Below are 13,806 nucleotides of genomic sequence, written 5' to 3' on the forward strand. Positions count from 1 at the left end.
GCGTCAGTGATGGAAGCCCGACAGGGGCGAGACTCGCGCAGCGAAGCTCGATGCGCAGCACGACAGCGCGACGGCGGCACGCCGGGACGCCCGACTGCTTGGGACAGGACTACTCGTTGTCCGTCTTGCGCTGCTCGATTTGCAACTGCGCCCGTTGCGTTGCCTGTTGCAGCCGCTCCACCAGCACGCCCCTCGGCGGCAAGGCGGTCAGATACTCGGCAACGTGGATGCCGGACTTGTCCAGCTCCAGCAATTCGATCTGCTCGCGCTTCTTGCCGGTGCAAAGGATGATCCCGAGCGGCGAGGCTTCCTCCGGCTCCCGTTCGTGCTTGTCTAGCCACCGAAGGTAAAGCTCCATCTGCCCTTTGTAGGCCGCCTTGAAGTCACCTACCTTCAACTCCACCGCAACCAGCCGCCGCAGCTTGCGGTTGTAGAACAGAAGGTCAAGGTGGAAATCCTCGTCGTCGATCGGAATGCGCTTCTGCCGGGCGACGAATGAGAAGCCCGCGCCCAGCTCCAGCAGGAAGGACTCCATTTCACGGATGATCGCCGCTTCCAAGTCGCCTTCCTGCCAAGTGTCCCGCAGGCCCAGGAAGTCGAGGATGTACGGGTCGCGCATGACCAGGGCCGGCGACATGCGCTGCGCATCGCGCAGGGTCGCCAACTCCTGCGCTATGGTTTCTTCCGGCTTTTGGGAAAGCGCCGTGCGCTCGTACAGCATCGAGTCGATACGCTCGCGCAGCGTCCGCACGCTCCAGCGTTGGGTGCTGGCCATCTGTGCGTAGTAGTCCCGCTGGAGCGGGTCTTTCAGCGGCATCAGGGCGATGAAGTGCGTCCAGCTCAATTCTCGTATCAGTGATACGAGAATTCGCTCGTCGGGGAAGGTGGCGGCGAACTGCACCATGCGGCGCAAGTTCTGCTCTGCAAAGCTGCTGCCGTACTCCTCCACCAACTGCGCAGCCAAGGTGGGCAGAACTTCCTTGCCGTAGGCGCCCCGGCGCCTGTCCAAGACCTGCGTGTGGATGCGTTGGCCGATGCGCCAGTAGAGCATCGTAAGCTCGCTATTCACCGTCGAGGCGGCGCGCAAGCGCGCCGCCTCGATCAGTGCCCGAATGTCGCCCAGCAGCGCCGCGGGCGCTGCGAGCGATGCTGCTGATGGCCGGCGCCCGTTCATGCCACCGCCTCCGCAAGCTGCCGCGCGCCCGTGATGGCTTGGCGGCGGCTGGCCACCAGCTCGGCCGCCTCGCGCACCGGCTTGTCCTCGGTGTGGACGTAGTGCATGAACATCGCCACGGTCTTGTGGCCCGTCAGCTTCATTCCCACTTTGGTCGGCACACCGGAATTGGCAATGTCGGTGGTCGAGCGATGACGGATGCCGTGCGTGCCTACGTGCGGCACGCTGGCGGCCTTGAGCGTCCGGCACCAGCCGCCATAGTGCTCGCCAAAGGTCAGGTGCTTGGCCGGGTCGTTCGGCGACGGCAGGACGTAAGGGCAGCCTTCCAGACGCGGCGCCGTCGAAAGCAGCCGATAGGCTTCCTCGCTCATGGGCTTGGAAATGCCGCCAACCTTGCTGTCGGGCCACACCACGCGCCGGTTCTCGAAGTCCAGCCAGCTCCATTCGAGCGGGCAGATTTCGGAGCGCCGCGCCGCAAACTCGAATTGCAGCCGGATCGCCAACGGGATGACGTAGTTCTCCAGCCCCTCCGCCTCCAGTTTCTCCAACTGGCGGAAGATCCGCACCATTTCCTCGTCCACGATGAGCCGGGTTTCCTTGCCCGGCGGGTACATCGGGACGTGGCGGCACGGATTCGTGCCGTCCGGGCGGAAGCCCCAGACTTCGGCCAAGTTGAACATCTTGCGCAGCACGCCGAAGGTCTTGTTGGCCTCGGTCGGCTTGTAGGCCAGCTTTTCCATGAGCCCCGCAATGTCGGGCCGCTTCACGTCATGCACCTTCTTGCGGCCCAGCAGCGGGATGATGTTGCGGTCGATGACGCCCTGGTAGCCGTCCTGCGTGCTGACCTTGTTGCGCTTCTTGGAGTAGTCCTCCATGAACTTTTTGCACAACTCGGCCATCGTGGGCGCCTTGCGCGCCTCGGCCTTGGCACCGCCGGGATCACCACCCCGGCGAACCTCGGCCAGCCAGTCCTGCGCTTTGACCCGCGCCTGTTCGACGGTTAGCTCCCCGTAGAGTCCCAGCGAGGGCTTGCGGGGCTGGCCAGAGTTCGTGCGGTACTGGAGCATGAACACCCGGCGTCCCGTCGAGGTAATCTTGCAAAGGAAGCCGGGCACGACGGTATCCCGTAGTTCGATGTCCTTCGCCTGGGGTTGCGCCGACTCTACGGCGGTCTTGGTGAGCTTGATCTTTGCCATGATGACTCCTTGGAACGACCCGGATTCCAGGAGCCAGATAGGAGCGGCGCGAGGGAGAACCGGGTCAAGTTTCAGAAAGCACCGGCATATGATGGAAGCGCGTAAGCTATTGATAAACCTGCTGTATCGGGCTACGTCGCAGTCCAGCGAACTACCGGGCTGGAGTCATCGTGAAACAAAAAACCCGGCCTAGGAACCGGGAATATTTGTACGAAATGCACTGTTAGCCCAAGCAGGCTAATAACATTTCGCGGCTTACACGCCAATTGTGCAGAGAAAATGAACGCGGCGTCCGTTCAGTCGCGTCGCTGCCCTCTCTGCACGGGAGACCTTACGCCAGTTTGGCGGCAAAACCCGCTACGCGCTGGCCATAGAGCTTGGCGGTCGCCAGATCGCCCGACAGCATTTCATCCACGCCGGCATCCGCCGGGGTCTGCACCAGCAGCCCCACCGAACCGCCCAGGTTATTGACGTCGGTGCGCTGCGCCGATTTGGTGTTGGCCGGCAGCAGCCCCAGGCTGACCCACAGGCCGCCATGTTGCGAAGCCAGCGTCTGCAGCGCGATCAACGTGACCTGCTTGTCGCCGTTCAGGCTGGCGCTGTTGGTAAAGCCGCCGAACACTTTGTCCTGCCACTTGCGGCCGAACCAGGCCTTGGAGCTGGCGTCCGCGAATTTCTTGAACTGCCAGGATGGGCCGCCCATATAGGTTGGCGAACCAAAGATGATGGCGTCCGCCTCATCCAGCGCCTGCCAGGCTTCGTCGCTGATATCACCGTTCTGGTCGATGGCGATCAGTGCCGCCCCGGCGCCTTCCGCCACCACTTTCGCCAAACGCTCGGTATGGCCGTAGCCTGAATGAAACACCACTACTGTCTTCGCCATAGAAATTCTCCACTCATTGCACAAAGGCGCCGACGGCGCCCCTCTCGCGTTCAATCTAATCAAGCGCGCAGCGGCTGAATACCGAATAAAACTGACGGTGTTATTCAAAAAAATCGCGTTATGCGCCCTGCTCTGCCTGTTGACGGGCGAAGTCGATAAAAGCACGCAGCGGGCGCGGCATTTGGCGGTTTGCCGGATAGTACAGATAGAAACCGGGGAACGGCGGCGTCCAGGCATCGAGCAGCGGCAACAACCGGCCATCGGCCAAACCGGCGGCAACCTGTTGCTCAAACAGGTAGGCAATGCCAGCCCCATCCATCGCAGCCCGCACCAAGACTTCCGGCTCATCGACTATCACCGGCCCTTCCACGGCGATCTCCTGCTTTTCACCGTCGCACTCAAACTCCCAACGATACAAACTGCCGTTGGTCGGCCAGCGGTAATTCAAGCAGCGATGTCGATGCAGATCGCCCGGTGTTGACGGCCGGCCGTGACGCGCCAAATACGCCGGTGAAGCAACGACACGCATCCGCACCTCCCCGCCCAGCTTGACCGCCACCATATCTTTCGCCAGTTTCTCGTGCAGCCGCACGCCGGCGTCAAAACCGCCGGCAACGATATCCACCAACCGCTCCTCAACATTGAGATCGAGCGTAATATCAGGATATTGATGATGAAACGGCGCGATCAAAGGCGCCAGAAAATGTAACGCCGCCACGCGGGTTACATTAAGCCGCAAAAGACCTGAGGGGTTCTGGCGTTGCTCGACCGCCTGTGCCACCGCCGCGTCAATCTCGGCCATCGCGGGCGTCAGGCGCGCCAACATCTGTCTTCCGGCTTCAGTCAGCGCCACGCTGCGAGTGGTACGATTCAGTAAACGCACACCCAGACGTTCCTCCAGGTTGCGCAGCGTTTGGCTGAGCGCCGAAGCGGACATCCCCAAATGTGCAGCGGCGCGAGCGAAACCGCCATGCTCAACAATCGCGGCAAAGGCGCGCAACTCGGCGAAATCACTGCCCCTCATTCTGCTCTCCCTCCTTAATAATTCATGAAGATTATAGTGCATTCCTTAAACAACCTGCGGGCGCTACCGTAGACGCTACCTACACGGGAGAATGCCTATGAACACGTCACTATCGCTGGATCACTATCGTTTATTGGGCCGTTCCGGCCTGCGCGTTTCACCGCTGGCGCTGGGCACCATGACCTTCGGCGCCGACTGGGGCTGGGGCGCCGAACTGGCCGAGGCTCGCCGTCTGTTTGACGTTTATGTCGAACGCGGCGGCAACTTTATCGATACCGCCAACCGCTATACCGAGGGCAGCGCCGAACGTTTCGTGGGGGAATTCGCCGCCGGGCGCCGCGATCGGTTGGTGATCGCCACCAAATACACCCTGCCGATGCAGCCGGACGATCCCAATTCCGGCGGCAATCATCGCAAAAGCATGCTGCGAACGGTGGAGGGAAGCCTGCAACGGCTCAATACCGATTACATCGACCTGCTCTATCTGCACGCCTGGGATTTCACCACGTCGGTGGAAGAGATCATGCGCGCCATGGACGATTTGGTACGCGCCGGAAAAGTGCTGTATGTAGCAGTATCGGACCTTCCCGCCTGGCAGGCGTCGAGAATGCAAATGCTGGCGGACCTGCGTGGTTGGTCGCCGCTGATCGCTCTGCAAATCGAGTACAGTCTGCTGGAGCGCACCGTCGAACGCGAGCTGATGCCGATGGCGCAAGAATTGGGGATGGGCGTGATCCCTTGGTCGCCGCTGGCCGGCGGCGTATTAAGCGGCAAATACCGGCGGCAGGATCTGCAACCGTCGCCCGATGAAGCGGGCTCTCGGCGTGAAGCCGTGCGAGCCAAGGGGACATTGAACGCACATAATCTTGATATCGCCGACGCCGTCAACCAGATAGCTGATGAGACTGGATATTCCCCATCACAAATCGCGCTGGCCTGGACACTGCGTCACCCGACGGTCACCGCGCCGATCGTCGGCGCCCGAACCCTGGCGCAATTGGAAGATAACCTCGGCGCCTTGAAGGTGGCGCTGGCGGAAGATCATTGGCGACGATTGGACGATCTCAGCGCCATCGAGCTGGGATTCCCACACGATTTTCTCGCCCTGCCAGCCACACGCAACATCATGACCGGCAGCGTGCATCTCGCCCGGCGCAGATAAAAAAAATCCCGCGCAAGGCGGGATAAACTTAACAGGGATGGGGTAATACACTACAGGGAATGGATAACACACAACATCATCGGGTAGAGCTACAGTACCAATCCCAATGTATAGAACTGTCATCCCCGCGTAAGTTTGCTCGGCCAGATGTAACGCCGAATGGGAAATATGACATTTCGCTCAACGCACCACAAACAGGCGCGATTCGAAACCGCCGCTCTTGAAGGTGGCGGTATTGACCCATCCCGGCGGCGAACGGCCGAAGTCCTGATTGAAATCCCCGCCGCTGACCAGCCAGACCCGGCGATGGCCTTTCGATAAATCGCTGAGCTTATCGACATAGGTCTGCGCCGCCCGATCGTGGAAAAAGGTGCCGAAGCCATAGGCATTGGGCTTGCCCGAAATGCCGTTGGGCCTGGCCGGGGTATACAGCAAGGCGCGATAGCCCTTCTTGTTGTAATACACGTAGCTCAGGTAGTTAAACATGTTGCTGACCACTACCGCATCGTTAGGCTGATAGTGGCTGTTGATATAGTGCACCATCACCTTGAACTCATCTTTCTCGACTGGGTAGTCGTTACGCACGCCGCAGCCGAACAGCAGGCTGAAGAACAACAGCAAAGAGATCCCGCGCACCCGGCTTTTCATTCCGGCGATCAACACACCCAACACCAGCGGAATGCCGAGCGCGGCGGAATAGAGGTAGCGATCGACAAACAGCGGCGTGCGCCAGGAAATGGCGAATACCAGCGTCACCGGGATCAGAATGCCGCCAAGCAGCAGTAGCGAGAATGTCCTTGGCATCGCGCGCCGTTTCAGCAGCAGCGCGCACAACGCGATAAACATCGCCGGCAGCAGCCAGAGAATCGCCGTGGGATAGTTGCTGCCGTCATGGCTGGTGAGAAAACGCCAATACATTGCCGGCAGATCGCCCCAGGAGACCTGAGGGATCCAACCGACGTCGCCGCCGACCCGCAGTTCGGCGATATGCGCCAGCAGATTGAACAGCACCAGCAGCCAGGGAATGTAGGCCACCCCGATCGCCACATTGGCCAGCCACCACGCCGGCTGCTTGATGTAACGTACGCCTTCACGGCGGCACGACAGCGCCAACACCACCAGCCAGTGGGCGATCAGCGTGAAAATGGTGAAGTAATGGGTATAAAAGCTCAGCGTCATCAACAGCGCATACAGCGCCAGATAGCGGCGGTTATCCGGCGTTTTCAGCCACTTCGCCAGCACCATGGCGGCGGCAATCGCCAGCATCCCCATCAGCGCGTACATGCGCGCCTCCTGGCTGTAACGCACCGCCATCGGCATGATTGCCATCAGCCATCCCGCTATCAGCGCCGCCCGCTCGTTGGCCAACCAACGGGTAAAGCGCATTGCCAGCGCCACCGTCACCACGCCGAACACCAGGCTCAGCGAACGGGCGGCCATGATGCCGTCGCCAAACAGAACCATCCAGCCATGCAGCAACAGATAATAAAGCGGCGGGTGAACGTCGAAGGAGGCGTGGTACAGCAAAGCGCCCACATCATAGCGGCTGGTCAGCACGCTGGAGGCTTCATCGCACCAAAAGTACCGATCCGTTAAGGAAATAAACCGCACGATCGCCGAAAACGCCACGATCGCCAACGCGTAATGTTTGTAACTGATACCCTTTAAGCCGTTGTTGCTCAAAGAGACATTCGAAACCTGTTGCAGTGACATAACCGCATTCCGCCCAAGAGAACCACACAGTGTGGAGACGCAGCGTCATCATTGCCGACGGCGGGTAAATGGCGGGTAAATCAGTGCGAAAAAGTCGGCGCAATCACCGCAGCGCCGCACGACTCTCAGCGGATTTCAACGCTGATATCCGGGTAGGCCTTCTCGCCGTCGCTGAGGTAATGCCCCAGCGCCCGGTAAGCCATCACGTACAGCACGGCGGCGGCGCACAGGCACAGCAAGGTCACGAGCAGGAATCTGGATTTGCGCACGATAGGCTCCATGGGGAAATTTTCGCCTATTGTAGCGCGGCAAAATAAACGAAGGTTCAATTGCCGGCGGGTCATGCGCCTCGCACCCACTCGGCGAGGCGGCTTCAGATCATTTCTTCAACATGTAGATAAACGAATCGACGGTTTCGCCGCCGGCGGTGGTGACGCTGACCGCTACCCGTTCATCCCCCTCGCCTGCGAACGCATCGAGAGTCGGCCAGTGGTTGACGAGATTAGCTGAACGGAACAGAAAACCATTCACCCGATTGCCGCTGTTATCCAACACGATGCCTGGGTAGCCCATCTCGGCGCCCCAGCCTTCGTTAAGCAGCGATCCGCCAACGCTGCCTTCTTCCCAGCTGCCGCCGATGGCTTCCATAATGTGCGCGTTGGGTCTGCCCGTCCCCAGGGTGCCGTATACGAATAAACTTTGCATTTTTCACTCTGCCACTGACTGAAAAAAAGTCTTTACTCAGAGTGCTGTACAGCCCCTGCCAGAAAGCAATGGCCTTTTACACGGCTCATTCCAGATCTAATTGATTCAACAAACCGGTACGCGTCAACGAGAATGAACCATAGTGTGCGTAGAGGTTTTCATTGAGCGCTGAAGTGCGCAATAAGCATAGAATAACTGCGCCATCATGTAAGACCAAGTAAGGAAGGCACAGGTCATAAAGACCATCTTCGTGCCATCTCCCAGGATCGGGAAGAAGTCATACTTCAGCGCAATCGTCCCCCCTGCGCCCCCCCCCAGCAGAGTCGCCAGCGCATGCAGGAATTCGCCGGCACGCACCAGACACCAAATGAAATACAGCAGATACAATGTGTACAGCGCCCACATCAGCACATAAAAATAGGGCAGCCACGGTTTGAATGCCGTCGACAGGAAGTAAATAGCCGTGACACTGAAAGCGGCCAAGAACAAGATGAAATCCTTCGCCGGCGACGGCTTGTAGCCATGCGTCACGGCCATCAAGCCAAGCGTTCCAACAATCGGCACACCGACACCTCGGGAAAAGGCATCAAGAAAAATGGCAACATCGTAGTTGGTTTGCCAGCCGGTAGCGATGAAGGTCGTAAAGTTTGTCGCGGAAATACCAACTATCAAAAATTCCACGCCAAGCAGGTAGTTTTTGCGCCTGACAAATGCCGCACCATAATACAAACCGCACACCACCAGGAGTACACACGAGAACAACGCGAATATATCTATTAATTCCACGATAACAGCCTCTGTCACTAGAGTTACGTCGTTGCTCCGCCGTCACGAACCAAGGGCAACGACATCAAATGCAATCAGCCTTTTATGGCAATATCTTTACGTACTTTCCTATCGATCCAGTCATCCATCAACTTAGCCGCCGCAAACGCGGACTGTATGGCGCACCACTGCAAGGGCTCAGGCAGCATGGATGGCGTCTTGTGGTGCAACGCAGCCAACAGCTCTGGCGTCCTGCCGTTGATTTGCTTGGCCAAAAGCAAGCCGATAAACGATTGGGTGCCGAGTCCATGGCCCGAGCAACCGGCGGTATAGAAAATATTTTGCTTTTCGCCCATTGCGCCGAGTACCGGCAGGAAGTCATAGGCGCCGCTGACATAACCACTCCAACAATGCTTGATACCTAGGTCGTGCAAGGCCGGATAGCGTGCGCGTAGTACCTGTTCCAATGCCACATAGGCACCTTGATCGGGGATGTTGGGCGTCTTTGAACCATAGGCATAGCCCAACTTCTTGACAGTCAATACCATGGTGCCGTGCGCCGTCAGGCGGTGACTCTCCATGGTATAGTGCGGCGTGATGATCCCCTCTCTTCCCTGCCATCCCAGAGCAGCAAGTTGTTGCGGCGAGAGCGGTTGCGTTTCTATCGCCGACACCCGAATCGCTGCAACCTTGTTGCGCAGCACGCCTAGCTGGGGGAGGTAAGCATTGGCCGCCAATACCATTACCGGAGCGGTCGCACTACCGTGCGCAGTCTTGCAGACAATGCTCGAACCCTCGCTGAAGGAGAGCAATGGCGTGCGCTCGTAAAATTTCACCCCCGCCTCGATAGCCGCACGGCGCAGACCGCCGACATACTTCCCAGGATTCAACGTGCCACCACACTGCTCGGCGGCGAAAAGAAAGGCCGGCGGAATTCCCCGCGCCCGCATTTCGGAACTGTCCACGAAGCGGGTCTTTGCCCCTAACTTTTGACCCAATGCCATGTTTTGCCGCAGGCGTTTTTCCTGGCTGAGATGAATACCTGCTCGCAACACACCGGACGGGTTGTAATCACAGTCAATACCTAACGTTTTCATTCGACCTTCCACGTAGGGCACTGCCTCGTCGTAGAACCTGACGAACTGCGTCGCCTGTGCCACACCTAACCGTTTGACGAACATCTCGTACTCGATTCCCATGCTGCCCAGCAGGTAGCCGGCATTGCGGCCACTGGCGCCGAAGCCGGCGAACTCCTGCTCCAGCAGGATGACCTGCGCCCCCAGCGCCCTCAACTCCAGCGCAGTCGATAGCCCGGCAAATCCGGCACCGACCACGATGACATCAGCCTTCACATCCCCTTCAAGCGAGGGCTGTAGGTCGGCAGGCGGCTCCACCCAGCCCCCCAGGCTGCGAAACTTCAATGGTGCAACGCCACCAAAAGATGCTTTGTTCCCTGCATTCATTATATAACCCCCAGCATATCGCTTATTGTTTCCATCCTGCGTCGCCTCAAGACAGCCCTGAGTGAGCCGCAAGAACGTGCCCTGCTCATCTCATCATCTGCTTTCCTCGTCATTCAGCGGGATATTCCAAATCAACAGTTCAAGGGCTGCTGCAACTTGAATACGGTGGTCGGCAAACTGGAGAGGCAGTAGATGCTGAGCGCGATCCAGGCGGCGCAGCAATGTATTGCGATGCGTACGCAGTGCTTCAGCGGTCTGGGTGACATTACAACCGTTGGCCAGGAAAGCATGCAGCGATCGTTGAAGTACCACAGAATCTGTCGCTAGGCGTCCGAGCGTTCTCAAGACAAACTGCCTAGCCGCACGGGCGTCGTGGGTCATCAGGGACACCATCCTCACCTGGTCTATCGTAGCAACGGCCGGCGCACCAGTTAATCGCCCTAATAATCTCTGGGTGGTCAAGGCTTCCAGATGAGATCGGCGGAAGCCGCCTATTCCTGCGATCGGTGAGCCGATGGCCGCTCGTAGTGTTGGGAAACGCCGAGCAATATCTTGCAGTTCGTTTAAATCCAATACTTTTGTCGTATGGCACCAAACCCATAAGGTCGCAGGGCCAGCGAAGACGATGAGGGGAGCTGTCGAACCCATGAGATGTGCCACCGCATACGCCATTGTCTCCAGTCGGCGAATATCCATATCCTCGATCTCGCTCCAGATTAGACAGGCACGGTGCCGCTGAAAAAGACTGTAACCCAGTTGCCTGCCTAATTGCTCAACATCCACGTTTCCACCATCAAGCAACCGGCTGACCAGGCTGCGTTTGTCGATAGAACCCTCATGGAACTGAGCTCTCTTTTCCTCCAGGAGAATTTGAGTCAATGTACACATGTTGCTGTCGATGAATGTCGAGATCGAGCGCAACGAAACTTCGAGGAATTCCTTTAGCTCTATGGGATCTTGCGTAAGGTTAAACGCAAGCGCCATCCAAAGCTCCCAAGCTGCGTTTTGCGTCGATCGGGCGATCTTCATCAGCAGCTCCCCTTCGCCCCTATGAACCAGCTCTCGGGCCGTGTCCAGAATGTCAGCAGACACGTAGGGTTGCACGGGTTCTCCGGGGCGCTGCAGATTCGCATTTGCCCAGTGCAACAATTCTGCCCGATTGGCGCGCCGGAACGCTGCCAGCATGACCGGGTCCTCCAGTATTCTCATACCTTCTTGAGAAGCGGCAAGCGACTGGTTCAAACGCTCGATCCACTCAGTTGGAAGTGTCTGAGCGAGTTCGGCGCCTTTGCGCATGAGTTCACAAACTGCTTCTGACGGACGTAGTGAAACAGACAACGTAATGGTCATGGACGATACCAATCACTCAAAAGGTACACGAATATAGCGGTGGTCTGATGGCAACAGAGCCCCCTCCGGCATGCACAGCAGAACAGTTTTCATTCTGAATGGGGCGTGCCACACACGGCCCGAAAACAACACAGCAGTCCCGTCGATCTTGAATAACGCAGCCTCTGCAAAACATCGTCCGTGAACTGCTTTACTGCAAACGTCATTTACCATCAGCCCGTCCGGTTCGACGACCAGCACTCACGGCCACGCTACCGCTATCGTGGTGACCGGGCCTTTACTTTAGTTGGAAGCCATTGCTCTCCCCATGGGTTACCCCATGGGGTTGTCTATGTCAGAACCCTTTTCCAGGTTCGGAGAAGTTCGACATGGTCAGAAGTTCCTGGGGATCGCGCATTTGGCCATCGATTTCCACCCACCCCTGCAGTGTCGAACTGGCACTCCAGCCCAGTAGACGCTGCATTTCAGCAGGAAGTTGACGAACGCGTTCAACGGGAATGGAAAGGAAGTGATTTTCTTCAAGACGCAGAAACGCCAAATCGTAGGCCATCGTCAGTCCAGTGCGAGGAGACGTGGAATTATTGGAGCCACCACAATGATACACAGAGCCCATCCATAACAGCGCGGAACCTGCTTTCATTTCTGCAGCGACAGTTTCTTCTTGAGTAGGCATACGCTCGTCATCCCATAGATGGCTCCCTGGAATGACACGCGTTGCCCCATTCTCTTCGGTGAATTCTGAAATGGCCAACATCATTTGCAGCCTTGCTTCACGGCCATACTGTGGATGGCGCCAGAGCGACGTGGCATCGTCACGATGCAGAGGCTGGCGGCCTTGGCCCGGGGCGATCTGAATAGCCTGAGTAATGCTGAGTTGAATATCAGGCTCGATCTCTGCACGGTCATTGCCGACCCAAACGTGGGTGGGTGTTTGTAGGATCTTTCTGGCGGCACCGATGAACAGCGGATTGAGTGCCACCTCCACGGCGGTATCACTTCGCCCGATTATGCGGGCGATACGGCGAGTCTGAGTACCCGCGAAGTAGGGATCCACGCCAAAAGGTGTGGCATTCAGGTAAGTGTCCAGCTCGTTGGCAAGAGACTTCAGCACTGTTGGTGAGACAAAGTCGGAAATTATGACCCCGCCGTCGCGCTTGATGACTTCTACCACCTGATCGATCGATGCATCACTACTGAGCGTCGAGAGTTTTCGTGTATTCATATGCTGTCTACCTTTATGGTTATTCAGTTAGCAACCTGTGCAACCAGACCCAGCGCATACATGGCCGGCCCAGGACGCCTTTTGTCCCCGCCCTATCACCCCCATTCGGCGATGACCAGCTGGAGAATTCAGCATTGTCGAACATGGTCAATTGATCAAGTTGAGTGATCTGATAATTTTCGCCTGTTTTTTCTCGCAGGTTTACAAAGGCACGCAGCATGCCTGTCAGCAAAGGGGTTTCATCGATTTATGGATTGGGGCTTGACCCTGCGATAGTATTCCTTATCCACGGAGCCAGAGCTTCGCTGGCGACAACATCAAAAAAGGAGAACATTTAATGGCTCGGATAAGTGCTAGAGAGCGGAGACAGGACTTTATTGAAGCCACCATCAAGGTGATTACGGAACATGGCGTGGCTAATGCCACTACGCGGCGTATTGCGGAGGCAGCAGGTTCTCCGTTAGCCTCCTTGCACTATGTCTTTCACACGAAGGACGAATTGTTCTGTGCAGTATACGAGTCTCTTATTAACATGCCTCAGAAGTCGTTGCAGAACATGCCGGAAAATTCGACAACAGCGGAAGCAGTGGGAGAGATACTACGCAGTCTGGTCAGGTGGTTCACTACCAACCCTGACTTGGCAACTACGCAATTCGAATTGTTCTTCTGGAATCTTCGTAACAACCCGGACGTAGCAAACAAAATTTACACCGCCTCTATCGAAGCGACCAAGCAAGCGATCGTGAGTATTACTGCTACAGAACTAAAACCGGCCACGTTAACCGCCATTAGCAATCTACTGATCAATCTGTTCGACGGCTTGTTGCTGAGTTGGTCAGCCCATGGCAACCTTGAACGTCTGGAAAAAGAGACCGAAACAGCTTGCCGAGCCGTCAAGCTGCTGATAGCCAGCTACCAGAACGCTCCTTGAATCAACCGTACTGCGCTGCCGCATGACTATTCGCGCCTCCCCCTTTCTATTCAAACCTTCGACGAGCATACTTCACTGCAACGCTCTGCACGCTCTCCCCATCAAGATACCGATCTGTTCTTCTCTCCATCATCCAACACTCGGTTGAAGGCAGTGCTTCAATCAGACCAATATCGGTTGTAGTGCAAATCCCCCTAAAATGGCAGCGAAGCGGTGCA

The 13,806-nt window shown here is 57.3% G+C and carries 13 protein-coding genes; 2 read left to right on the forward strand and 11 right to left on the reverse strand.

Going from position 1 to position 13,806, the window contains the following annotated elements:
• Positions 1-109: 109 nt before the first annotated feature.
• The 4 genes from GF111_RS07100 to GF111_RS07115 form a co-directional block, all read right to left on the reverse strand.
• Positions 110-1,174, reverse strand: a complete 1,065-nt coding sequence (locus GF111_RS07100) for a YhcG family protein (RefSeq protein ID WP_003092331.1) — start codon at positions 1,172-1,174, stop codon at positions 110-112.
• Positions 1,171-2,370, reverse strand: a complete 1,200-nt coding sequence (locus GF111_RS07105) for a site-specific integrase (protein ID WP_001062689.1) — start codon at positions 2,368-2,370, stop codon at positions 1,171-1,173. Before GF111_RS07105 ends, GF111_RS07100 begins: the two co-directional genes overlap by 4 nt.
• A gap of 331 nt (positions 2,371-2,701) precedes the next feature.
• Positions 2,702-3,253 (reverse strand): flavodoxin family protein, encoded by a 552-nt coding sequence (locus GF111_RS07110; RefSeq protein ID WP_047728581.1) that lies wholly within the window; start codon positions 3,251-3,253, stop codon positions 2,702-2,704.
• Positions 3,254-3,371: 118 nt separating this feature from the next.
• Complete coding sequence (locus tag GF111_RS07115; RefSeq protein ID WP_038877404.1) at positions 3,372-4,277, reverse strand: LysR family transcriptional regulator; 906 nt, start codon at positions 4,275-4,277, stop codon at positions 3,372-3,374.
• Between the two features lie 97 nt (positions 4,278-4,374).
• Here GF111_RS07115 and GF111_RS07120 point away from each other — a divergent pair, with 97 nt between their 5' ends.
• Positions 4,375-5,439 (forward strand): aldo/keto reductase, encoded by a 1,065-nt coding sequence (locus GF111_RS07120; protein ID WP_038877401.1) that lies wholly within the window; start codon positions 4,375-4,377, stop codon positions 5,437-5,439.
• A gap of 180 nt (positions 5,440-5,619) precedes the next feature.
• Here GF111_RS07120 and GF111_RS07125 read toward each other — a convergent pair whose 3' ends face one another.
• From GF111_RS07125 to GF111_RS07155, 7 genes are all read right to left on the reverse strand, one after another.
• On the reverse strand, positions 5,620-7,152 hold the full coding sequence (locus tag GF111_RS07125) for a glycosyltransferase family 39 protein (RefSeq protein ID WP_038877399.1): 1,533 nt from the start codon (positions 7,150-7,152) through the stop codon (positions 5,620-5,622).
• A 125-nt stretch (positions 7,153-7,277) separates the two neighbouring features.
• Positions 7,278-7,421: a hypothetical protein gene (locus tag GF111_RS07130; RefSeq protein WP_016928795.1), complete on the reverse strand. Its 144-nt coding sequence runs from the start codon at positions 7,419-7,421 to the stop codon at positions 7,278-7,280.
• Positions 7,422-7,530: 109 nt separating this feature from the next.
• A complete protein-coding gene (locus GF111_RS07135; protein ID WP_038877396.1) occupies positions 7,531-7,857 on the reverse strand; it encodes a gamma-glutamylcyclotransferase family protein in 327 nt (108 codons plus the stop codon).
• A gap of 123 nt (positions 7,858-7,980) precedes the next feature.
• Positions 7,981-8,643 (reverse strand): hypothetical protein, encoded by a 663-nt coding sequence (locus GF111_RS07140; RefSeq protein WP_197698861.1) that lies wholly within the window; start codon positions 8,641-8,643, stop codon positions 7,981-7,983.
• A 74-nt stretch (positions 8,644-8,717) separates the two neighbouring features.
• Positions 8,718-10,085 (reverse strand): FAD-binding oxidoreductase, encoded by a 1,368-nt coding sequence (locus GF111_RS07145; protein ID WP_038877394.1) that lies wholly within the window; start codon positions 10,083-10,085, stop codon positions 8,718-8,720.
• Positions 10,086-10,178: 93 nt separating this feature from the next.
• Positions 10,179-11,435, reverse strand: coding sequence for a CdaR family transcriptional regulator (locus GF111_RS07150; protein WP_181419870.1), 1,257 nt, complete (start codon positions 11,433-11,435; stop codon positions 10,179-10,181).
• Positions 11,436-11,769: 334 nt separating this feature from the next.
• Positions 11,770-12,657 carry a phytanoyl-CoA dioxygenase family protein gene (locus GF111_RS07155; protein ID WP_038877390.1) on the reverse strand — a complete coding sequence of 296 codons (888 nt, stop codon included), beginning with the start codon at positions 12,655-12,657 and terminating at the stop codon, positions 11,770-11,772.
• 337 nt (positions 12,658-12,994) lie between these two features.
• Here GF111_RS07155 and GF111_RS07160 point away from each other — a divergent pair, with 337 nt between their 5' ends.
• Entirely contained in the window at positions 12,995-13,588 is a 594-nt protein-coding gene (locus GF111_RS07160; protein WP_038877387.1) for a TetR/AcrR family transcriptional regulator, read from the forward strand.
• The last annotated feature ends 218 nt before the right edge of the window (positions 13,589-13,806 follow it).

It is taken from the genome of Serratia sp. HRI, assembly GCF_010119335.3.
GTDB lineage: Bacteria > Pseudomonadota > Gammaproteobacteria > Enterobacterales > Enterobacteriaceae > Serratia > Serratia nevei.

Bases quoted from the DNA above. Each gene is read 5' to 3' on its own strand.
- GF111_RS07100 (WP_003092331.1), bottom strand. From the start codon at position 1,174: ATGAACGGGCGCCGGCCATCAGCAGCATCGCTCGCAGCGCCCGCGGCG.
- GF111_RS07105 (WP_001062689.1), bottom strand. From the start codon at position 2,370: ATGGCAAAGATCAAGCTCACCAAGACCGCCGTAGAGTCGGCGCAACCC.
- GF111_RS07110 (WP_047728581.1), bottom strand. From the start codon at position 3,253: ATGGCGAAGACAGTAGTGGTGTTTCATTCAGGCTACGGCCATACCGAG.
- GF111_RS07115 (WP_038877404.1), bottom strand. From the start codon at position 4,277: ATGAGGGGCAGTGATTTCGCCGAGTTGCGCGCCTTTGCCGCGATTGTT.
- GF111_RS07120 (WP_038877401.1), top strand. From the start codon at position 4,375: ATGAACACGTCACTATCGCTGGATCACTATCGTTTATTGGGCCGTTCC.
- GF111_RS07125 (WP_038877399.1), bottom strand. From the start codon at position 7,152: ATGTCACTGCAACAGGTTTCGAATGTCTCTTTGAGCAACAACGGCTTA.
- GF111_RS07135 (WP_038877396.1), bottom strand. From the start codon at position 7,857: ATGCAAAGTTTATTCGTATACGGCACCCTGGGGACGGGCAGACCCAAC.
- GF111_RS07145 (WP_038877394.1), bottom strand. From the start codon at position 10,085: ATGAATGCAGGGAACAAAGCATCTTTTGGTGGCGTTGCACCATTGAAG.
- GF111_RS07150 (WP_181419870.1), bottom strand. From the start codon at position 11,435: ATGACCATTACGTTGTCTGTTTCACTACGTCCGTCAGAAGCAGTTTGT.
- GF111_RS07155 (WP_038877390.1), bottom strand. From the start codon at position 12,657: ATGAATACACGAAAACTCTCGACGCTCAGTAGTGATGCATCGATCGAT.
- GF111_RS07160 (WP_038877387.1), top strand. From the start codon at position 12,995: ATGGCTCGGATAAGTGCTAGAGAGCGGAGACAGGACTTTATTGAAGCC.